This window comes from Acidiphilium rubrum (assembly GCF_900156265.1).
Taxonomy (GTDB): Bacteria; Pseudomonadota; Alphaproteobacteria; order Acetobacterales; family Acetobacteraceae; genus Acidiphilium; species Acidiphilium rubrum.
In genome coordinates this window covers 34,481-55,415 of record NZ_FTNE01000010.1, presented here as the reverse complement: position 1 = coordinate 55,415, position 20,935 = coordinate 34,481, and the positions used below count along the sequence as shown (strand labels likewise).

Sequence of the window (20,935 nt, the reverse complement as noted above, 5' to 3'; positions counted from 1 at the left end):
TATTTCCTGTGAATGGTTCAGTCGCCGGCGGGTTGGTCCGGCTTGGTCTCAGAATGCCGCATTCTGTCGCGCCGCGCAAAGCGGCGGATCATGGCGACTTCGCGAAAGAACGCTTTGGAGGGCTGGGCCGGGCTGCCGAGCACCTCGACCCCCGCATCCAGATTACTCATCACCCCGGCCTGCGGCCCGATCCGCGCGCCTTTGCCGATGTGCAGATGGCCCGAGAACGCGGCCTGCCCGGCGGCGACCACGAAATCCTCGATGATGGTCGAGCCCGAGATACCGACCTGTGCGACAATGATGCAGCAGCGGCCGAGCTGAACATTATGACCGACCTGCACCTGGTTATCGATGCGGGTGCCGGCGCCGATGATGGTATCCTGCGCCGAGCCGCGATCGATCGTGGTATTGGCGCCGATATCGACATCATGGTGGATCAGCACCCGGCCGAGTTGCGAAACACTGACAAAGCCGGTGGGCGACTGCGCAAAGCCGAAGCCATCTTGCCCGACGCGCACGCCCGGATGCAGCGTGACCCGATCACCGATGATGGCAAAGCCGATCGAGACATGCCCGGCGATGCGGCAATCGGCGCCGATGATCACCCCGGCGGTGATGACGCAATGCGGCCCGATGATGCTGCGCGGCCCGATTTCGACGCGTGGCCCGATGACGGCGTAGGGGCCGATTTCGGCAGCGGCGTCGACCCGCGCGGCGGGATCGATAATCGCGGTGGGGTGAATGCCGGGGTTGGCCGGCGGCAGTTTATGAAACAGCCCGCCAGCCTTGGCCCAGGCGAGGTAGGGGTGCGCAACCGGCAGCGCGAGGCTCTGCTTGCCAAGCCGATCGGCCAACTCAGGCAGCAGAATGACGGCGCCGGCCCGTGTTTCGGCCAGCAGATTGAGGTATTTGCGGTTATCGAGAAAGCTGATTTCGTCCGGCCCCGCGCTTTGCAACGGCGCGATGCCGCGAAACATCCGGTCAGGCGTGCCGGTCGGTGCCGCCGCATCGATCGCGGCGGCAACCTCGGCCAGGGTGAACGGGCCGGAGCGCGGAAAAAACCGTGGGTCGCCCGGCAACCCGGCGCCGGCCGTATCAGTCATGATCAGCCCTTATTTTTTGGCTGGCGCATTGGCCATTTTGGGAACCACGGCCGGCGGCACCGCGACCGACGGCAGAATGGTATTCAGATGCGCCGCGACTTCCTTGGAGATGTCGAACCCGTTGACGTTCAGCGCCACCTGCGAGCGGTGCAGCACCAGGTTCATGCCATGCGCCTGCGCGACCTGGCGGATCACGGCGATGAGGGTGGATTCGATTTTCCCGAGTGCGCCTCGGGCCGAAACCTCGATCGCGAGGTTGCGGTTATGGAAATCGACCTGCGCTTCCTCGATCTCGCGTTGCAGCGCCTGTTCCTTGGTCGCCAGCGCGGCCTTGGACAGTTTGGCCTTTTCGCCGGTGATGGTCTTCTGCTCGCCTTCCCATTTCTGCTGGTCGGCCTGGGCCTCGGCGGCGAGTTTCTGGCGCCGCGCCTCGATGATTTTTTCGACACCCTGTGCGGCGGTCGATTGCTGCATCACCTCCGGCACCGAGAGCACGCCCATCACCGGCGCGGGTGGTGCGTTTTCCTTGGGCAGCGCGGGAAGCTGGGGAATTGGCGGCAGTTTCTGCGGCGGAATCGCCTGGGTGCCGGGCTGCTGGCCCTGTTCCGGCATACCCTGCTGCTGTTGCTGGATCATCGGCTGGGCACGAACCGGCACCGAATGGCTGACCGGCGGCGCCTTGGGGTGCGGAATGAAAAAGCCCTGGCCATTGCTGCTCTGCGCATGGCCGACGCCAAGGCCGAACAGAACGGCCGGCAGAACCAGGCCAAGGCGAAGCGAAGAAACTCGTGTCACGATATTAGAACCTCGTACCGAAGGAAACGCGGAATTGCTCGATCTGGTCGTATTTATACTTCTTGATCGGCTGGGCGAAGGAAAGATCGATCAGCCCGAACGGTGTGTTCCAGGCCACACCGATACCGGCGGAAATGCGCGGGGCGGCGTTGTCGTACAGCCCCAGGGTCTTGCCGTTCACCGAGATCGGACTCACGCCCGAAAGACTGCCGATATCGGTGAAGGCAAAGCCCGACACACCCAGATCAGGCGAAACCGGCAGCGGGAAGTGCAGCACGGTATCCTGGGTATAGATGAATTTGCCGCCCAAACTGTCGCCATACAGCGTATCATGCGGCCCGGCGCCGCCGGTCTGGAAACCAAGCAGACTATCGCCACCGAGGAAGAACCGGTCGGCAATCAGCGATTTATAACCCAGGATATCGACGAGGTCGCCAACATGCCCGTCGAATTCGAGCACCCAGGCCTTGCTGCCGAAATACCGCGCGAGCGGAATGTAATACGCCCCGCGCGCCTGCAGGCGGACATATTTCGCGCTGCCGCCCAGCCCCGCAAAATCGCCCGAAAGCGACAGCAGCCCGCCGGAGGTCGGGTCGAGCCGGTCGTCGCGGTAATCGAACGTCAGCGTGGTGCCGAGCTGCGACAGGCTCGATGATCCGGCCTCGTTCAGAATGTAAAGACTGGCACCGGTCGCGATGTTATAAATATCGCGCGTGCTGATCGTGTAGGTGAACGCCTGGCTGACGTGCTGGTTATAGCGGAACCCCAGCCGCAGATCGCCGCCGATCGAGCGTTCGCTGAACACATAGGACGTCGTATTGGCGGTATCGGTGCGGAACAGATCGAACCCGGCGATCAGGTTGCGCCCGAGGAAATACGGGTTGGTGACGCCAAGGTTGAACTGCGTGCCCTTCTGCGCCAGCAGCGCGCTGATCGAAGCCTCGATCCCGGTGCCCAGAAAATCGCTCTGGCTGAGCCCGACGTTGACCAACGCACCCAGATCGGTCGAATACCCGCCACCGAGCGAGAACTGCCCGTTCGCCTGTTCGCCGATCCCGACGTCGAGGTTGACCCGGTCAGGCTGCTGCGTCGGCACCGGCTTGATCGAGATGTCTTTTTTCTTGAAGAACCCCAGGTTTTCCAGATTATCCTTGGATTGCTTCACGGCTTGTTCGTTATAGGCATCGCCCGGCGCGAGTTCGATTTCGCGGCGGATCACGCTATCCTCGGTGCGGGTATTCCCGCTGATCGACACATTGTCCACATAAACCCGCGGCCCTTCGATGACGCGGAACGTCAGCGCGATGGTGTGGTCCTTGTGGTTTTCCTTCACATCCGGCTCGACCTGGGCAAACGCGAAGCCGCGGTCCTGCACATAGGTGGAAATCGATTTATCGGCCGCCTGCAACGCATCGCCGTCGAAAATATCGCCTTTCTCAATCGGCACCAGCGGCCGCAACTGCTTGCCCGGCAGTTTCCGCAGCGACGAGACCACCTGCACCGACCCGATACGATAGCGCGGCCCTTCATCGACCACGAAGGTCAGATAAAACGATTTCCGATTGGGCGCGAGCTGCGCTGTGGCGCTGACAATCTTGAAATCGGCGTAGCCGTGGTGGAAATAAAATCGGCTGAGCAGGGATTCGTCGTACTTCACCCGCTCGCTGTTATACTGATCGGAATCCGACAAAAACCGGTACCACGCATCCTGGCGCGACGAAATCACCTCGCGCAGCTTGCCCTGGCCATATTCATGATTGCCGATGAAATTGATCCGGCTGATCAACGTCTGCGTGCCGTCGTGGCATTTGAACACGACGTTGACGCGATTTTCCGGCAGCTTGACGATTTCGGGCACCACGGTCGCGCTGTAATGGCCGCGCTTGGCATACAGCCCCAAAATCGCCTTGGTCGCCGTCGCCGCACCGCCGGCGGTGAACACCGACCCCGGCTTGAGCGCGATGGCGCCCTTCATGTCCTTGTCCTTGACGACCGAATTGCCCTCGAAGAACACCTGATTGACGATCGGGTTTTCCTTGACCTTCACCATCAGATCATTGCCCTGGCGGGTGATCGAAACGGTCTTGAACAGCCCGGTCGCGTACAGCGTCTTGAGGCTCAGATCCATCCGCCGCGCGCTGAACGCATCACCCGGCTGCAGCAGAATATACGATCGGATGGTGCTGGCATCGATCCGCTGATTGCCCGAAACATCGACCGCCGCAATCGTGCCGCCGGTCGCCTCGCGGGTCTGGCCCGCCGCATGAGACGCAGCCGTGCGCGTCGCCGCGACGGCGGATTGTGTGGCGGGCGCCAGAACGCTTGGCACCAGGCACGCCGAGGTCATCAAAGCCAACCGCAGTCGCCGCAAGGATAATCTCCTAAACGAACCCAGATCATGAAACCCGATGCAAGGGCCAACCCTCGCACCATATCGACATGCGGCCTAGCCGCTACCGCCGCCATCCGCAAGGGCATCACCGGGCGGTGATGGCACAAACTTCATTGCACACTGCGTCGTTTTAGGGGTGCCGGCTCACCGCCCGGTCCATTTCGCCTCGATCACCCGGGCACCCGGCGGGATCGGCGTTTCCCGGGTTTCCTTATCCTCGTTCTTGCGGATCGCATTGAGCAGCACGAACAGCACCGCGGTGTTGAGCAGGCCGGGCGGGATCCATTCGATCATCCCGCCGATCAACTGGTCCTGAATCGGCGAAATCGACGGATACAGCCGGCCGCACAAATCATAAAAATCATAGTAACTGATGCCCGACAGCGCGACGGTCGCGGCCACCAAAATCTGCGGAAACATGGTCAGAAAGCCGCAGACCATGCGCGTCAAATAACTATAGCCCGCCTCGGCGCGCGGCCGCGGGTCGAGCACTACCAGCCAGAACAGCAACCCGGCCAGCAGCATCACCAGATTCATCACCGCATACAGCGGCGGGTTGATCATCGCCGCGAAATCGACCGCCGGCAGCAGCCACACATCGGTCACCGCAATCGAAATCACCGCCGCGACAATCGGGTTGCGCAACACCGCGATCGGCCGGCGCAACAGCCGATGCCCCGCCACCCCGATCAATTCCGCTGGCACACCCGCCGCCAGCACATCGCGCGGCCACGCGAACGCGATCAGAAACGGCGCGAACACCCCCAGCGTCATCTGTTGCAGCCGGTTCAGAAAGAACATGTGCTGGGCAGCGTATTCGAAATGGGTCTGCGCCACGAAATAGATCGCCCCGACCCCGCTGAAATACGCAATCCGCCGCCACAGCGCCGGCCACGCGCCCCGCGCCGTCCGGTGCAATCCCCGCGCGTACCAGAAACCGAACAAAATCGTGCCGGCAAAGATCGGGATATTGAAAATGAACGGCGCCAGATATGGCAAATCCGCCGGCAGATACCGGCTCGCCAGATCGAGCAGACCACCCGCGATCACAATGGCAATCACCGCGCGGCGATCGACCGTATCGAACCGATGAAACCCCGGCCGATCGAGCGCCCCGCTCAAATCGGCACGCCCGCCAGCACCCGGCTGGTGCGAATGGTCTGCAACGTCTGCACCCGTGTCACATTATCCGCTCCGGTGAGCTGTTCGGTCAGCCGGTTCTCATGCGCCGCATCGCGCGCCACGAATTTCAACAGAAAATCACCACCACCCCGGATCATGTGGCACTCGCGCAGCTCCTCCCACGAACCGACCAGCTGTTCAAACGCGTCGAGCACGCTTTGCCGCTGGCTATCGAGCCCAACGATCGCGAAAAACTGGATCTGCCAGCCGAGTTTCTGCGGGTCGGTCTCGGCATGATACCCCTTGATCAACCCGGCTTCCTCAAGCCGGCGCACGCGGCGCAGGCAGGGCGGCGGCGAAATCCCGGCGCGGCTCGCCAGCTCCACATTGGTCATCCGCCCGTTGCCCTGCAATTCGGTCAGGATGCGGCGGTCGATCTCATCGAGCTGCGGCACCTCATTGGCGCGTGCCTGGGCGGTCGAATTGGTTGCGTTCGTGTTGGCCGAGCTAAACGGCATGGATATCACCGGTGACAGAGTTGTACGCGTAATATAATTGCATATCGACGGTCTGTGAAAGGGTTCAAGACCACCGGGGCCGCGTCTCGCCGCTTGTGTGGCGCGATGCAACCTCGATATGATATGAAACTGGTCGAAAACTTGGCACATATAGGGGCCGGGTACCAAATCGGGATCTGAGTGAGGGTTATGGCGAATACGGGTACGATCAATTTGGCGGCGGCGGTCAGCACGCGGGTTCTGATCATCGGGGCAGGGCCGGCCGGCTACACGGCCGCCATCTACGCCGCGCGCGCCAACCTCGCCCCCGTGCTGGTGGCCGGGCTGCAACCGGGCGGCCAGCTCACCATCACCACCGATGTCGAAAATTACCCCGGCTTCGCCGATGTCATCCAAGGCCCCTGGCTGATGGAGCAAATGGAAGCGCAAGCCCGCCACGTCGGCACCCGGATCGATCACGATATCATCACCAGCGTCGATTTCACCACACGCCCGATGCAGGCGGTCGCCGATTCCGGCACGATCTACCTGGCCGATGCCATCGTCATCGCCACCGGCGCCCAGGCGCGCTGGCTCGGCCTGCCCTCCGAACAGACCTATCAGGGCGCCGGCGTCTCCGCCTGCGCCACCTGCGATGGCTTCTTCTATCGCGGCAAGACCGTCGCGGTGGTCGGCGGCGGCAACACCGCGGTCGAGGAAGCGCTTTACCTCACCCATCATGCCAGCAAAGTGATCCTGATCCACCGGCGCGGCGTGCTGCGCGCGGAAAAAATCCTCCAGGACCGCCTGTTCAAAAACCCGCAAATCGACGTCATCTGGGATCACGCGGTCGATGAAATCCTCGGCGCCGGCTCACCCGCCGTCGTCACCGGTGCCCGCCTGCGCCACACCGAAACCGGCGCGCACCGCGACATCACGGTCGATGGCGTGTTCATCGCAATCGGGCACGATCCCGCCACCAGCCTGTTCCGCGGCAAGCTCGATATGGACGCCGATGGCTACATCACGACGGTGCCCGGCAGCACCCGCACCTCGTCCCCCGGCGTGTTCGCCGCCGGCGACGTGCAGGACCGCATCTTCCGCCAGGCCGTCACCGCCGCAGGCTCCGGCTGCATGGCAGCCCTCGAGGCAGAAAAATTCTTGGCCGAACACGCGCAAATCGAACGGCGCGCGGCGTGATCGGCATAACGGGCGGTCATACAAGCACCGCAACAGGGGACGCTTCATCGTGACAGGGAATCATATGGATTGGGACAAGCTGCGGGTGTTTCACGCGGTCGCCGAGGCCGGCAGCTTCACCCACGCGGGCGATACGCTGAACCTGTCGCAATCGGCGGTCTCCCGCCAGATCTCGGCCCTCGAGGAAGCCCTCTCGGTGCCGCTGTTCCACCGCCACGCGCGCGGCCTGATCCTCACCGAGCAGGGCGAACAGCTCAACCGCACCGTGCGCGAGGTCTTCGCCAAACTCCAGATGACCGAAGCCCTGCTGACCGAAAGCAAGGACCGCCCGGCCGGCCGCCTGAAAGTCACCACCACCCATAGTTTCGGCGTCGCCTGGCTCGCACCGCGCCTGAAAACCTTCCTCAACCAATACCCCGACGTCAGCATGACCCTGCTGCTCGACGATACCGATCTCGACCTCGCGATGCGCGAAGCCGACGTCGCCATCCGCATGCACCCGCCCCGCCAGCCCGATCTGGTGCAGCGCTCGCTCGGTGAAATCCGCTGGCAGATCTTCGCCTCCGAAGACTACCTGAAAACCGCCGGCAACAAGCCCGAACGCCCCGAAGATCTCGATCAGCACCGCCTGATCCTGTTCGGCGATCGCAAACCACCGGTCAGCGACGTCAACTGGCTCGCCGGCCTCGGCCGGGCCGATGGCGCCGCCGCCCGCACCGGTGCGCTCGAAGTCAACTCGCTGCAAGCCATGCTGATCGCGATCAAAAGCGGCCTCGGCATCGGCGCCGTGCCGGAATATCTGGCCGAAGACACCACCGGCATGGTCCGCCTGCTGCCCGAAGCCAAAACCCCGAAAATCGACATGTTCTTCGTCTACCCCGAAGAACTCCGCAACTCGAAACGCGTCGGCGTCTTCCGCGACTTCCTGGTCCACGAAATCGGCCGGCGCTAGCCGCTACCCCTCATCCTCACCGCGCGCGCCGGCCGCCCCCACCAGCCGGCGCAGCGCGGCGACCCATCGTGGCAACCGCCCCGGCCGCGCGCCCGGCACCAGCGCCGCCAACCGGTCGATCTCCCGGCGCAAATCCTCGATCACCGCATAACGCTCCACCGCCGCGTCGATCCAATGCTGCAAATCCCCCGCCTGCTTGGCCAACGCCGCCTCGATCGGCGCGATCACCGGCCCGAAATACGCCTCGCCGATCGCAACGTCCGCCGCAACCCGATCCATCAACGCCCCATCCGGCTCATCCCCCGCCGCTGCCGCCACCAGCCAGTCGAACACCGGTGCCACCCCGGCAATCATCGCCGCACCATCACCATCACCATCGTCCCCGGCGACCGCGTGATGCCGCAAATCAGCCGATAAAAACGCCTCGATCGCGCCCGCATCCGCACCCGCCAGCCAATCCGCCCCGGCCACCGCGCCGATCCGCCGCACCACGACCCGCCAATCCGTCATCAACTGATCATAGGTCACGAAACACCGCACCAACCCGCGCGACTCCCGCTCCGCCACCAGCACATGGCTCCGCCACAGCGCCTGCGCCCGCCCCGCATCGAACCCCTCGCGCCGATGCAGCGACGCCGCCACCTCCAGCGGATGGCGCACCGGCACCACCACGCGCGGCGCAATCCCCAGCGCCGCCAGCACCGGCAGCCACAACGGCAACAACCGGCACAGCCGCGGATCCTTCACCACGAACACCGCTGCATCCCGATATTCCGCCACCAGCAGCGCCGCCAACCGTTCGCGAAACGGCACCGCCGCCGCGCTGTCGAACCAATCCGCCGGCATCCCGCGCACATCGCGCCACGACGAACCCATCGCCGCCAGCACCTCGTCATGCAGATCAACCAGCGCCTGCGGCTCCCAGAACCCGGTCTCGTTGTCCCCCGCCGCCGGCGGCATCAGCGTTGCCGGCAAATCCGCACCACACAGTGAAATCACCCGCGTCAGCGCCGACGTGCCGCTCCGATGCATCCCAAGCACCAATATCGCCTGCCGAAACCCGCCCGCCTGATCCATCCCGCCATCTTGCCCAACCGCGCCCCCCGATCAAGCGTCCCCCTATCAAGCGTAATGGAAGCAATGCGCCAAACCGGTCGCCAAACCGCGCGGATTGCGATAGTCCGCAGCCATGAGCGGTCGCGCATGACATACAGCGTCAAGGAAATCTTCCTCACCCTGCAGGGCGAAGGCAGCAACGCCGGCCGCGCCGCCGTGTTCTGCCGCTTCGCCGGCTGCAACCTATGGACCGGCCGCGAAGCCGACCGCACCACCGCCACCTGCCAGTTCTGCGATACCGATTTCATCGGCACCGATGGCACCGGCGGCGGCAAATTCACCGACGCCGCCAGCCTCGCCGCCGCCATCCGCGCTGCCTGGACCGCACCCACCACCGCCCACGCCCTCGTCGTCATCACCGGCGGCGAACCGCTGCTCCAACTCGATGAACCGCTGATCGCAGCCATCCACGCCCAAGGCTTCAGCATCGCCGTCGAAACCAACGGCACCATCACCCCGCCACCCGGCATCGACTGGCTCTGCGTCAGCCCCAAAGCCCGCGCCCCCCTCGCGCTCAGCCAGGGCGATGAACTCAAACTCGTCTACCCCCAACCCGAAGCAATGCCCGAACGCTTCACCAGCCTCGATTTCAAAACCTTCCTCCTCCAGCCGATGGACGGGCCAGACCGCACCGCCAACACCCAAGCCGCCATCGCCTACTGCCAAACCCACCCAAAATGGCGCCTCTCGATGCAGACCCATAAATACCTGGGCATCCCCTGATGTTCGAAATCACCAAGGACTTCCGCTTCGAAGCCGCCCACACCCTCAACCGCACGATCGAAACCGAATCGAGCCGCCGCATCCACGGCCACTCCTACCGCGCCACCATCACCCTGCGCGGCACCCCCGGAGCCTCCGGCATGATCATGGATTTCGGCATCCTGAACACCCACATCGCCACCCTGCGCGACATCCTCGATCACCGCTTCCTCGATGAAGTCCCCAACCTCGGCCCCGCCACCCTCGAAAACCTCGCCGCGTTCATCTGGCGCACCCTCCACCCCGCCTGCCCCGGCCTCGCTCGCGTCGCGGTGTTTCGCGATAGCGAAGGGGAGTCTTGCACCTATGAGGGTTAAGGAAGGGTTCTTTTTTGCAAAAAAGAACCAAAAAACTCTTGTTAATGGGGTCGGGGGCGCATCTTGGCTGCGGGCACGCCCGTGAGCTTGTGTCGTAACGCGTACGGCCAGATCGTCGGCGCCCCAGTGCCGGACTGGACGCCACGCCCCCCACCGCCGCACACCCCGATGCACGGCGCCTACTGCCACCTCGAACCCCTCGACCCCGCCCGCCACGCCGATGATCTGGTCCAAGGCTTCCTCGCCGCACCCGACGATCGTGACTGGACCTGGTGGCGCACCCCCCGCCCAGCCGATGCCGCCGCATTCCACGCCGACCTCGCCCGCATCGCCGCCATCACCGAATTCACCACGTTCGCCATCATCGACGCCACGAACCGCGCCGTCGGCTACGCTGCCTACATGGGCATCAACCCCGAACACGGCTCGATCGAAATCGGCGCCGTCAACTATACCCGCGCCCTGCACCGCAGCCGCGCCGGCACCGAAGCCATCTTCCTCATGCTCAGCCGCGCCTTCGACGAACTCGCCTACCGCCGCTGCGAATGGCAGTGCCACAGCCTAAACACCCCATCCCGCCAGGCCGCCCTCCGCCTCGGCTTTCAACTCGAAGGCATCTTCCGCCAAAGCCACGTCACCCAAGGCCGCAACCGCGACACCGCCTGGCACGCCATCATCGACCCCGAATGGCCGGCAATCCGCGCCGGCTTCCTCGCCTGGCTCGACCCCGCCAACTTCACCGCCAACGGCACCCAAATCCGCAGCCTCGCCACATGCCGCGCCGCAGCAACCAAAACGGCATGATTCCGGTCATTTACAGCCACCCCTGATCGGGTCCAAACTGCGCGGAACGTATCAAGGAGGAAACAAAATGTCGCGAATCGCACTCGTCACCGGTGGCACACGCGGAATCGGCGCCGCCATCAGCGTGGCCCTGAAAGCCGCCGGCCGCACCGTCATCGCGAGCTACGCCGGTAACCAGGCCGCCGCCGAAAACTTCACCGAAGTCCACGGCATCGAAGCCATGAAATTCGACGCCTGCGACTTCGACGCCTGCGCCACCGCCGTCGCCAGCATCACCAGCCGCCTCGGACCCATCGAAATCCTGGTCAACAACGCCGGCATCACCAAAGACGGCACCATGTCCCGCATGTCCCGCGATATGTGGGACGCCGTGATCGACACCAACCTCGGCTCCTGCTTCAATCTCTGCAAAGCCACATTCGACGGCATGAAAGCCAAAAAATTCGGCCGCGTCGTCAACATCGGCTCAATCAACGGCCAGGCCGGCCAATACGGCCAGGTCAACTACGCCGCCGCCAAATCCGGCATCCACGGCTTCACCAAAGCCCTCGCCCAGGAAGGCGCACGCTACAACATCACCGTCAACGCCATCGCACCCGGCTACGTCGATACCGATATGGTCCGCGCCGTACCCCCCGACGTGCTGGAAAAAATCATCGCCAAAATCCCCGTCGGCCGCCTCGGCCACGCCGAAGATATCGCCCGCGGCGTCGTCTTCCTCACCGCCGACGACGCCGATTTCGTCACCGGATCGACACTCTCGATCAACGGTGGACAACATATGTATTGAGCAGGCTACGTCAGGAGTAAGACTTCTTTTTTGTAAAAAAGAAGCAAAAAACTTTTATTAATCTGGGACTTGGGCTTGGGGCTAAAATAGCCCCGGCCCAATATCTAACAATAATTCTAACAAAATGCTTTCCCACCCCCCGTCCCGCGTCCTATCATCCTCGCGTGCCAGCAACCCCAACCAATCCCCCGTTCGTCATCCGCTGCTTCATCGTCATGATGAACGCGCTGTGCGACACCGTGGCCGAACACGGCCCGGCCGGCTACGTCCCCGTCCCCATGGTCAATCTGATCTGGACCCGCCTGCAAAACCTCACCACCCGCTTCCTCGCCGCCCTCGCCCGCGGCCCCATCCCACCCCGCGCGAAACCAACCCCCAAACCAACGTCCGAAGCCACAACCGAATCCCAACCCACCCAGCCACCCCGCGCCCGCCGCAAACGCCTCACCCTGCCGTGCCGCGAAGCCTGGCTCTACCGCCTGATCCCCGAAACCGGCTTCACCCGCTTCACCCTGCAACACATCCTCGCCGACCCCGAATTCGCAGGATTCCTAGTAGCCAACCCAAAACTCATCCGCATCCTGACCCCGCTCTACAACGCCATGGGCATCGACCTGCCCACCGAACCCCCCTTCGCCCCCGACCCACCACCAGACTCCCGCCGCCACATCATCTTCGGCACGCCAGATTGCGCCGCGTCCGAATCCCCCACCCCAGACCAAGATTTCAAAATTCAACCCGCCTGACCCAAGCACCTTCGCACGCCCATATCGTTACGAGATCGTAACGATATAAACGAATAAGGCGAAATCCAGCCAAACCCCCAGTCCCAGAGTCAAAAAGTTTTTTGCTTCTTTTTTACAAAAAAGAAGTCTTCCCCTTCACCCTAACACTCAATAAAATTAGCAGCGAGCCCCCCAAGCGAGGTCTCTTTATATTTACTATTCATATCCGCCCCGGTCTGTCGCATGGTCGCGATCACCTGATCGAGCGAGATATGGTGGGTTCCATCGCCCCGTGCCGCGAGCGAGGCGGCGCTGATGGCTTTGATCGCGCCGAACGCGTTGCGTTCGATGCAGGGAATTTGCACCAGCCCGCCGACCGGGTCGCAGGTCATGCCAAGGTGATGTTCCATGGCAATTTCCGCGGCGTTTTCGATCTGACGGTTGGTTGCCCCGCGTGCGGCGGCGAGGCCGGCGGCGGCCATCGAGGCGGCGACCCCAACCTCGCCCTGACAGCCGACTTCAGCGCCCGAGATCGAGGCGTTGGTCTTGAACAACCCGCCGATCGCGGTGGCGGTGAACAGAAAGTCGCGCATCAATTCATGGGTGGCGCCGGGGCAGAAATCGCGGAAATAGCGCAGCACGGCGGGAATGACCCCGGCGGCACCGTTGGTCGGCGCGGTGACAATTTTGCCACCGGCGGCGTTTTCCTCGTTCACCGCCATCGCGAACAGGCTGACCCAGTCCATTTTTTCATGGGGTGCGAGGTCGTTGCGTGCAGCGTCGGTCTGCATTTTTGCGTGCAGCGCGGGGGCGCGCCGGGTGATTTTCAAACCACCGGGCAGGGTGCCGGTGGTCCGCATCCCGCGTTCGATGCCGTTCATCATGGTGGCAAGCACCAGGTCGGCGTGGGCGAGCACGGTTGCCGGGTCGCGCAGCGAGAATTCATTGGCGCGCATCATGGCCGCGATCGACAGGCCGGAGGCTTCGCCGAGCCGCAGCAGATCGACGGCGTTGGCGAAGGGATAGGGCACCGTTTCGGTAATCGCGCCAAGATCGGGTTTTTCATCTTCGCGAATGACGAAACCCCCGCCGACCGAGCACCAGCGTTCGGCGGCGAGAATGCTGCCGGCGGCATCGCGTGCGCTGAATTCGAGTGTGTTGGGGTGTCGCGTGGTGGGTGTTTCGTAGTCGAACACAATATCCGTTGCCGGATCGAATTTGATCGGGTGAAACCCGCCGAGTTTCAGCACGCAAGCCGTCGTAACCGCTGCGGCGATCGCATCCGCCTGATCGGGATCAACCGTTTCCGGCGCCTCACCGGCCAGGCCGAGGATCACGGCTTTATCCGTGCCGTGGCCTTTGCCGGTCCAGGCGAGCGAACCGAGCAGCGTGATTTGCACGTGCGCCACGCCAGCCGGATCGGCCAGGTCGGCCGCAAAACTATGCGCAGCCCGCATCGGCCCGACCGTGTGGGACGATGACGGTCCGATGCCGATTTTGAACAGATCGAACAGGCTGATCATGACAGGGTCAATCCGGATACTCGCGGCCGATCTCGTGCAGCAATGAAACCACATAGGGCGCGAAAGAGCGCCAGATTTCAAGGTGGAATTCGGCAATCCCGGTCCGCCACAGCACGATATCGGCCTTGGCGAAAATCGTCCGCGTCGCCATGCCGACCGGAAACGCCGCACTGCCCAGATCAAGCGGACACAGCGCGTTGATCATCGCGCCAGCGTGCGGCCCGGCGAGCCTGATGCCGGTCTGCCGATGGCTGACATCGACCAGTGAAAACAGCCGATCCGCCAGACCGGCGCCAAGCGCGCCCGGAATCGCGGCATCGGCGGCGGGCGCCAGCACCAGCCACTCATCCGGCCCAAGGCGCAGCGCCATCCGATAGCCCGCGGTCACGGCGCGGTTGATCGGCGCGGTGAAATCAAGCCCGAGCGCGGCACCCGCGGCGGTGATGGACTCTTCCGGCAGCCGCAGCACGAAGCGGGTGAGCGGCGCGGATTTTTCGATCCTGCGGTCCACCGCACCCGGCAGCGGGGCGGTGCGCCTTGCGGGGGCGATTGCGATGTCAGCCATCGAGCCGTGCTCCTTCGGGATCGTAGAAAACCGGGTCGGTCAGCGTCACCGCGACCGAGCGTCCCGGCAGGGGGACATGCAGGGTTTCGCCAATCCGCGCCCTTCCGTTGCGCACCATCGCGAGCGCGATCGAGCGATTGAGCGCCGCACTCCAATAGGACGACGTCACGTGCCCCAGCATGGTCATCGGAATCGGCTGGGCCGGATCGGCGACCAGATGCGCACCCTCCTCCAGCACTTCGGCAGGATCGGCGGTGAGCAGCCCGACCAATTGCTTGCGATCGGTCTGGCTGGCCAGCGCGGTGCGGGCAAGGGCGCGCTTGCCAACGAAATCGGGCTTCGCCTTGCCGATCGCCCAGGTCAGGCCGACATCATCGGGCGTCGCCGTGCCATCGGTCTCCTGACCGACGATGATATAGCCTTTCTCCGCGCGCAGCACGTGCATCGTCTCGGTGCCATAGGGCACGATGCCGTGGGTCTGACCCGCCTGATCAATCGCCTCCCAAACCGCGCGCCCGTAATCGGCCGGCACGTTGATCTCAAAGCCGAGTTCGCCGGTGAAACTGACCCGGAACAACCGTGCCGGCACGCCGGCGACCCGGCATTCCACCACGCTCATATGCGGCATCGCGGCCGCCGAAATATCGGCATCTTCCACCAGCGGCGCAATCACCTCCCGCGCGCGCGGACCCTGCACCGCAATCACCGCATATTGTTCGGTGGTCGAGGTGAGCCAGACCTTCAGATCGGTGAATTCGGTCTGCAGATAATCTTCCATCATGTTCAGCACGCGCGCCGCACCGCCGGTCGTGGTGGTCACGTGGAACCGATCATCGGCAATCCGGCCGACCACGCCGTCATCGATGATGAACCCGTCCTCGCGCAGCAGAATGCCGTAGCGCAGCCTTCCGGGTTTCAGCTTGGTCCAGGCGTTGACATACATGCGGTTGAGAAATTCCGCAGCATCCGGGCCGGTAATTTCGATCTTGCCGAGCGTCGAGGCATCGAACAGACCAACCCCGGCGCGCACCGCGGCGCATTCGCGCGCGACCGCTTCATGCATCGTCTCCGCCCCGCGCGGAAAATACCGCGCGCGTTTCCACAGGCTGACATCCTCGAACACCGCGCCCTGTTCGGCGGCCCAGGCGTGGATCGGCGTCTCACGCACCGGTTCGAACAGATCACCGCGCGCATAGCCCGCGAAATAGCCGAACGGGATCGGCGTATACGGCATCCGGAACGTGGTGGTGCCGATGCTCGGGATCGGCACGCCGAGTGATTTCGAAACGATGCCGAGCGCGTTCATGTTCGAGGTCTTGCCCTGATCGGTCGCCATGCCGGTGGTGGTGTAGCGCTTGACATGCTCGATCGAGCGAAACCCCTCGGCCAGCGCGAGCGTGATGTCTTTCGCCGTCACGTCGTTCTGGAAATCAACAAAGGCGCGCACGCTGGCCGGATCGCGGCCATGCGGCACCTCGCCCAGAAACCCGGCCGCAACAGTCTCGGCCACCGGCGCCGCCACCGCCTGCCCCGTCGCCGAAAGCCCGGCCGCGCGGCCTGAGGCGATCGCCGCTTCGAGCGACTGGCAGCCCGAGGCAGCACCCGCCGCAATCGTCGGCTCGGCCGGCGTCCCGGGGATGAAGGCATCCAGCGCCGGATCGAACGCGAGCTTGCCCCGGCTCTGCGAGAACAGATGCACGCTGGGCGTAAACCCGCCGGACATCAGCACCAGATCGCAGGCAATCCGCTCGGCGTTCGCCGCGCCGATGGTGGCAACGCTGACGGCCGCAACGCGCAGATTGCCCTCGGTGCCAATGATCGTCGCATGGGTGCGGATCGGCAGGCCCGCCGCGCGTGCCGCGTCCAAACACGGCCCCTCCGGGCTTTCCCGCAGATCGACGATGGCGGCAATCGTCACACCGGCCTCGTGCAGCGAAACCGCCGCGCGATACGCATCGTCATGCGCGGTGAACACCACGGCACGATTGCCGGGTTTGACCGCGTAGCGCTCGACATAGGTCCGCGCGGCATCGGCCAGCATGATGCCCGGCCGATCGTTGTCCGGAAACACCAAAGGCCGTTCGATCGCACCGGTCGCGGTGATCACCTGCTTGGCGCGCACCTGCCACAGCCGGCCGCGCGGCGCATCGTCGCTGGTTTCGCCCTGGTGATCGGTCAGATCCTGTGCCAGCCCGATCATGTTGTGCGGGAAATAGCCGAACGCGATGGTGCGTGGCAGCATCGTGATGTTTGCAAAACCGGCAAGCCGTGCGCGCTGTTCGGCGAGCCAGGCGGATTGGCCGGGTTCTGCCAGCAGCGCGCCGCCGAACTGCGGCTGCTCGTCGCAAAGGATCACCCGCGCGCCGGTCTCGGCAGCGGCGAGTGCTGCGCTCAGCCCGGCAGGCCCGGCGCCGATCACCAGCACATCGCAATGGGCATAAATCTGCGCGTAGCGCGCGGCATCGGGTGCCGCCGGCGAGCGCCCAAGCCCGGCGATGGCGCGGATGCGCGGCTCGAAAAACTTCGTCCACGCGCCCTTCGGCCACATGAAGGTCTTGTAGTAGAATCCGGCAGGGAAAAAGCGCCACAGCCGGTCGGTAATGCTGCCGACATCACGCTCCAGCGAAGGCGTGCGGTTCTGACTTTCCGCGCGCAGCCCGTGATAAAGCTCAACCTGCGTGGCGCGCAGATTGGGCGTATAATGCCCCTCGTCGCGCCCGACGCCGACTAACGCGTTCGGCTCCTCCGCCCCCGCCGAAACAATGCCGCGCGGGCGGTGATATTTGAAACTCCGCCCGACCAGGTGCACCCCGTTGGCCAGCAGCGCCGAGGCCAGCGTGTCCCCCGCATGGCCGGTCATGGCCTTGCCATCGAAGGTGAACGGAACCGTCACGCGCCGGTCGATCAGCCCACCGGTGGCAAGGCGATACTTTTGTGTCATGCCGGCGCCTCACCGATCTTGTAGGTCTGCTCGAAAAAATCCGTCACGGTATTGCGCCGCGCGTTGAAAAACCGCCCGCACCCATGCGCGTGCCGCCAGCGTTCGGCGTAGCTGCCGCGCGCGTTGCTGCGCTGGTAAAGAAACGCCGTCCATTCCTCATCGGTCACACTGGCGGGTGCGCGCACCACATGCGCCTCACCGCCATAGGAGAACTCGATTTCAGGACGATCGCCGCAATAAGGGCAGGAAATCACTAACATCTTAAATCTCCTTGTCAGTGCGCGACAGCGGCAGCCGCCGCCTCGTCGATCAATCGCCCGGCGCCGAACCGCTCAAGGTTGAACGGCGCATTGATCTTGTGCGGCTCGTCCTTCGCCATCGTGTAGGCGAACAAATCCGCCGAGCCCGGCGTCGCCTTGAACCCGCCGGTGCCCCAGCCGCAATTCACATACAGGCCCGGCACCTCGGTCTTGGCGATGATCGGCGAGCGATCCGGCGTCACATCGACAATACCGCCCCAGTTGCGCAGCATCCGCATCCGCCGGAACATCGGAAACAATTCGCAGATCGCTTCGAGCGTGTGCGATGAAATATGCAAGGCCCCGCGCTGGCTGTACGAAATATACGCATCCGTCCCCGCGCCGATTACCAGCTCGCCCTTGTCGGACTGGCTGATATAGGCGTGGATCGTGTTCGACATCACGACGCACGGAAAAATCGGCTTGATCGGCTCGGACACGAGCGCCTGCAACGGATAACTCTCGAGCGGCATCCGCTGCCCCGCCATCGCCATCAGCACCGATGTATTGCCCGCCGCGACAATCCCCAACCGCCGCGTCGCGATCGCACCCCTGCTGGTCTGCACCCCGCTGACCCGACCGCTCGCATCACGATCGATCCCGGTGACCTCGCAATTCTGAATGATGTCGACCCCGAGCGCATCCGCCGCCCGCGCATAGCCCCACGCCACCGCATCATGCCGCGCCGTACCCGCACGCCGCTGCAAAGCCGCCCCCGTCACCGCATGACGCATCCCGGGTGCGATGTTCAGCGGCGGGCAGAACGATTTCGCCTGATCGGGCGATAACCACTCGTTATCGACACCGTTCAACCGGTTTGCATGCACATGCCGCTTGAACACCTGCTCGTCATGCACATTATGCGACAGCATCATCACGCCACGCTGCGAGAACATGACGTTATAATTCAAATCCGCCGACAACCCCTCCCACAACTTCACGGAATGGTCGTAAAGCGCGGCACTCTCGTCGAACAGATAATTCGAACGAATGATCGTGGTGTTGCGCCCGGTATTGCCGCCGCCGATCCAGCCCTTTTCCAGCACCGCGATGTTGCGCAGCCCGTGCTTCTTCGCGAGATAATACGCCGTGCCCAACCCATGCCCGCCGCCACCGACAATAATGGCCTCATAGGCCGGTTTGGGTGCGGCATCGCGCCATTGGCGGGTCCAGCCTTTCTGGCCGGATAACGCCTCTTTCGCCAAGGCAAAGGCTGAGAATTTCTGCATATCAAGGCTCCAAGTTAAGGCCAGGGCTCTGCCCTGGACCCGCTGGGGCCTTAGGCCCCAGACCCCGCTAGTTAAGGCACAAGCCTACACGGTCTACGCGCACTCACTCGGCACAAGACTTGTATAATTCCGTCATCGCTGCGCGACTGCCCAATTCTTCGCCGTGTAAAACGGCGCATTGCTCGGCGGCAGCAACGCCACACCCCGGATATGATCCGCCGCCTTCTCCCCGATCATGATGGTCGGCGCGTTCAAATTCCCCGTCGTCACCCGCGGCATGATCGAACTATCCGCCACCCGCAGCCCCTCCACCCCGATCACCCTGGTGTCCGGTGCCACCACCGCCATCGGGTCGTCCACCGCGCCCATCTTGCACGTGCCACACGGATGATACGCGCTCTCGACACTCTTGCTGATATACGCATCAATCTCGGCATCACTCACCACGCCGCTACCCGGCGCAATCTCGCGCCCCCGGAACGGCGCGAACGCATCTTGCGCAAAAATCTCGCGCGTCAGCCGCACACACGCCCGCATATCGACCCAATCCTCCGGATCGCTCATGTAGTTGAACACGATCGACGGCGCCGCCGCCGGATCAGCCCCGCGCAACCGCACCCACCCCCGGCTGCGCGACCGCATCGGGCCGACATGCGCCTGAAACCCATGCTCGGACGCTATTCCCTTGCCATCATACCGCACCGCGAGCGGCAGGAAATGATATTGGATATCCGGATAATCGATCCCCGCACGCGAGCGAATAAACCCGCAACTCTCGAAATGATTGGTCGCCCCCAAACCATCGCGCAACGCCAGCCACCGCAGGCCGATCAACGCCTTCGCCAGCGGATTCATCTTCGAATACAATGTAATCGGCTGGGTGCAGGCATACTGGAAGTAAAACTCCAGATGATCCTGCAAATTCTCGCCAACCCCCGGACGATCCGCGACCACGCCGATGCCGTGCGCCCGCAACTCATCCGCCGGGCCAACCCCCGATAATTTTAGCAGCTTCGGCGAATTGATCGCCCCGGCCGCCAAAACCACCTCGCGCCGCGCCCGCACCACAACCTCCTGGCCCCGCCGCAGATACGCCACCCCCACCGCACGCGACCCCTCGAACACCACACGCGAAACCAGAATGCGGGACTCCACCGTCAAATTCGCCCGCCCCCGCGCCGGCCGCAAATACGCATTCGCCGCACTCCACCGCCGGCCGCGATGAACCGTCATGTCCATCCGGCCAAACCCCTCCTGCTGATACCCGTTGACATCCTCGGTCACCGGATATCCCGCCTGCCGTCCCGCCTCGATGAAGGCCTGGTATAGCGGATTGCGCAGCGGCCCATATTTCGTGTGCAACGGCCCCTCGCCACCCCGCCACGCATCGCCGCCCTCATCACGCGTCTCGGCACGCTTGAAATACGGCAACACATTCCGATACGCCCAGCCCCGCGCGCCCATCTCCTCCCACCGGTCGAAATCCAGCGGATTGCCGCGAATATAAACCAACCCGTTGATCGAAGACGATCCGCCCAACACCTTGCCGCGCGGCGTATGCATCCGCCGCCCCCCCAAATGCGGCTCGGGTTCGCTGTGATAACCCCAATCATACTTCGGCATGTTCATCGGCATCGATAACGCACTCGGCATCTGTATCAACACCGATCGATCCGATCCGCCATACTCCAACAACAAAACCGAAACCCCGGCATCCTCCGATAACCGCGCCGCTAACACACACCCCGCGGAGCCTGCTCCGACAACGACGTAATCATACTCGGTCATGGGGTTGGTGCCTTT

General features: G+C 63.7%; 19 protein-coding genes. 7 read left to right on the top strand and 12 right to left on the bottom strand.

Annotated features, from left to right (window positions below; genetic code table 11):
* Window positions 1-17 precede the first annotated feature (17 nt).
* The 5 genes from lpxD to BW994_RS09200 all read right to left on the bottom strand — a co-directional run bounded on the left by lpxD (window position 18) and on the right by BW994_RS09200 (window position 5,930).
* Window positions 18-1,103 (bottom strand): UDP-3-O-(3-hydroxymyristoyl)glucosamine N-acyltransferase, encoded by a 1,086-nt coding sequence (lpxD, locus tag BW994_RS09220; RefSeq protein WP_029311367.1) that lies wholly within the window; start codon window positions 1,101-1,103, stop codon window positions 18-20.
* A gap of 9 nt (window positions 1,104-1,112) precedes the next feature.
* Window positions 1,113-1,898 (bottom strand): OmpH family outer membrane protein, encoded by a 786-nt coding sequence (locus tag BW994_RS09215; protein WP_029311368.1) that lies wholly within the window; start codon window positions 1,896-1,898, stop codon window positions 1,113-1,115.
* 4 nt (window positions 1,899-1,902) lie between these two features.
* The gene (gene bamA, locus BW994_RS09210; protein ID WP_245801544.1) at window positions 1,903-4,227 is read right to left on the bottom strand and encodes an outer membrane protein assembly factor BamA; all 2,325 of its coding nucleotides are present in this window, start codon (window positions 4,225-4,227) and stop codon (window positions 1,903-1,905) included.
* A 207-nt stretch (window positions 4,228-4,434) separates the two neighbouring features.
* Complete coding sequence (locus BW994_RS09205; protein ID WP_245594084.1) at window positions 4,435-5,412, bottom strand: cytochrome c oxidase assembly protein; 978 nt, start codon at window positions 5,410-5,412, stop codon at window positions 4,435-4,437.
* A complete protein-coding gene (locus tag BW994_RS09200; RefSeq protein WP_029311371.1) occupies window positions 5,409-5,930 on the bottom strand; it encodes an Lrp/AsnC family transcriptional regulator in 522 nt (173 codons plus the stop codon). Before BW994_RS09200 ends, BW994_RS09205 begins: the two co-directional genes overlap by 4 nt.
* A 189-nt stretch (window positions 5,931-6,119) precedes the next feature.
* Here BW994_RS09200 and trxB point away from each other — a divergent pair, with 189 nt between their 5' ends.
* Window positions 6,120-7,109: a thioredoxin-disulfide reductase gene (gene trxB / locus BW994_RS09195; protein WP_051657260.1), complete on the top strand. Its 990-nt coding sequence runs from the start codon at window positions 6,120-6,122 to the stop codon at window positions 7,107-7,109.
* 64 nt (window positions 7,110-7,173) lie between these two features.
* Window positions 7,174-8,061: a LysR family transcriptional regulator gene (locus BW994_RS09190; protein WP_029311373.1), complete on the top strand. Its 888-nt coding sequence runs from the start codon at window positions 7,174-7,176 to the stop codon at window positions 8,059-8,061.
* Between the two features lie 3 nt (window positions 8,062-8,064).
* On the opposite strand, the gene BW994_RS09185 is transcribed toward BW994_RS09190, so the two are convergent.
* Window positions 8,065-9,138 (bottom strand): sulfotransferase family protein, encoded by a 1,074-nt coding sequence (locus tag BW994_RS09185; RefSeq protein ID WP_051657261.1) that lies wholly within the window; start codon window positions 9,136-9,138, stop codon window positions 8,065-8,067.
* A 126-nt stretch (window positions 9,139-9,264) separates the two neighbouring features.
* On the opposite strand from BW994_RS09185, the gene queE reads away from it, so the two are divergent.
* From queE to BW994_RS09160, 5 genes are all read left to right on the top strand, one after another.
* The gene (gene queE / locus BW994_RS09180) at window positions 9,265-9,900 is read left to right on the top strand and encodes a 7-carboxy-7-deazaguanine synthase (RefSeq protein WP_029311375.1); all 636 of its coding nucleotides are present in this window, start codon (window positions 9,265-9,267) and stop codon (window positions 9,898-9,900) included.
* The gene (locus tag BW994_RS09175; RefSeq protein WP_029311376.1) at window positions 9,900-10,256 is read left to right on the top strand and encodes a 6-pyruvoyl trahydropterin synthase family protein; all 357 of its coding nucleotides are present in this window, start codon (window positions 9,900-9,902) and stop codon (window positions 10,254-10,256) included. Before queE ends, BW994_RS09175 begins: the two co-directional genes overlap by 1 nt.
* Before the next feature lie 87 nt (window positions 10,257-10,343).
* Window positions 10,344-11,060: a GNAT family N-acetyltransferase gene (locus BW994_RS09170; RefSeq protein ID WP_076454497.1), complete on the top strand. Its 717-nt coding sequence runs from the start codon at window positions 10,344-10,346 to the stop codon at window positions 11,058-11,060.
* 67 nt (window positions 11,061-11,127) lie between these two features.
* Window positions 11,128-11,850, top strand: coding sequence for an acetoacetyl-CoA reductase (gene phbB / locus BW994_RS09165; protein WP_029311378.1), 723 nt, complete (start codon window positions 11,128-11,130; stop codon window positions 11,848-11,850).
* 164 nt (window positions 11,851-12,014) lie between these two features.
* Entirely contained in the window at window positions 12,015-12,596 is a 582-nt protein-coding gene (locus BW994_RS09160; protein ID WP_139334055.1) for a hypothetical protein, read from the top strand.
* 140 nt (window positions 12,597-12,736) lie between these two features.
* On the opposite strand, the gene BW994_RS09155 is transcribed toward BW994_RS09160, so the two are convergent.
* From BW994_RS09155 to betA, 6 genes are all read right to left on the bottom strand, one after another.
* A complete protein-coding gene (locus BW994_RS09155) occupies window positions 12,737-14,098 on the bottom strand; it encodes an L-serine ammonia-lyase (protein ID WP_029314123.1) in 1,362 nt (453 codons plus the stop codon).
* A 7-nt stretch (window positions 14,099-14,105) separates the two neighbouring features.
* Window positions 14,106-14,663, bottom strand: a complete 558-nt coding sequence (locus BW994_RS09150; protein WP_029314122.1) for a sarcosine oxidase subunit gamma — start codon at window positions 14,661-14,663, stop codon at window positions 14,106-14,108.
* Window positions 14,656-17,604, bottom strand: coding sequence for a sarcosine oxidase subunit alpha family protein (locus BW994_RS09145; protein ID WP_029314120.1), 2,949 nt, complete (start codon window positions 17,602-17,604; stop codon window positions 14,656-14,658). Before BW994_RS09145 ends, BW994_RS09150 begins: the two co-directional genes overlap by 8 nt.
* Window positions 17,601-17,864, bottom strand: coding sequence for a sarcosine oxidase subunit delta (locus BW994_RS09140; protein ID WP_029314118.1), 264 nt, complete (start codon window positions 17,862-17,864; stop codon window positions 17,601-17,603). The genes BW994_RS09145 and BW994_RS09140 overlap by 4 nt, the downstream gene beginning before the upstream one ends.
* 14 nt (window positions 17,865-17,878) lie before the next feature.
* Window positions 17,879-19,132: a sarcosine oxidase subunit beta family protein gene (locus BW994_RS09135; RefSeq protein WP_029314116.1), complete on the bottom strand. Its 1,254-nt coding sequence runs from the start codon at window positions 19,130-19,132 to the stop codon at window positions 17,879-17,881.
* A gap of 132 nt (window positions 19,133-19,264) precedes the next feature.
* Window positions 19,265-20,920 carry a choline dehydrogenase gene (betA, locus tag BW994_RS09130; protein WP_029314114.1) on the bottom strand — a complete coding sequence of 552 codons (1,656 nt, stop codon included), beginning with the start codon at window positions 20,918-20,920 and terminating at the stop codon, window positions 19,265-19,267.
* Window positions 20,921-20,935: the final 15 nt, after the last annotated feature.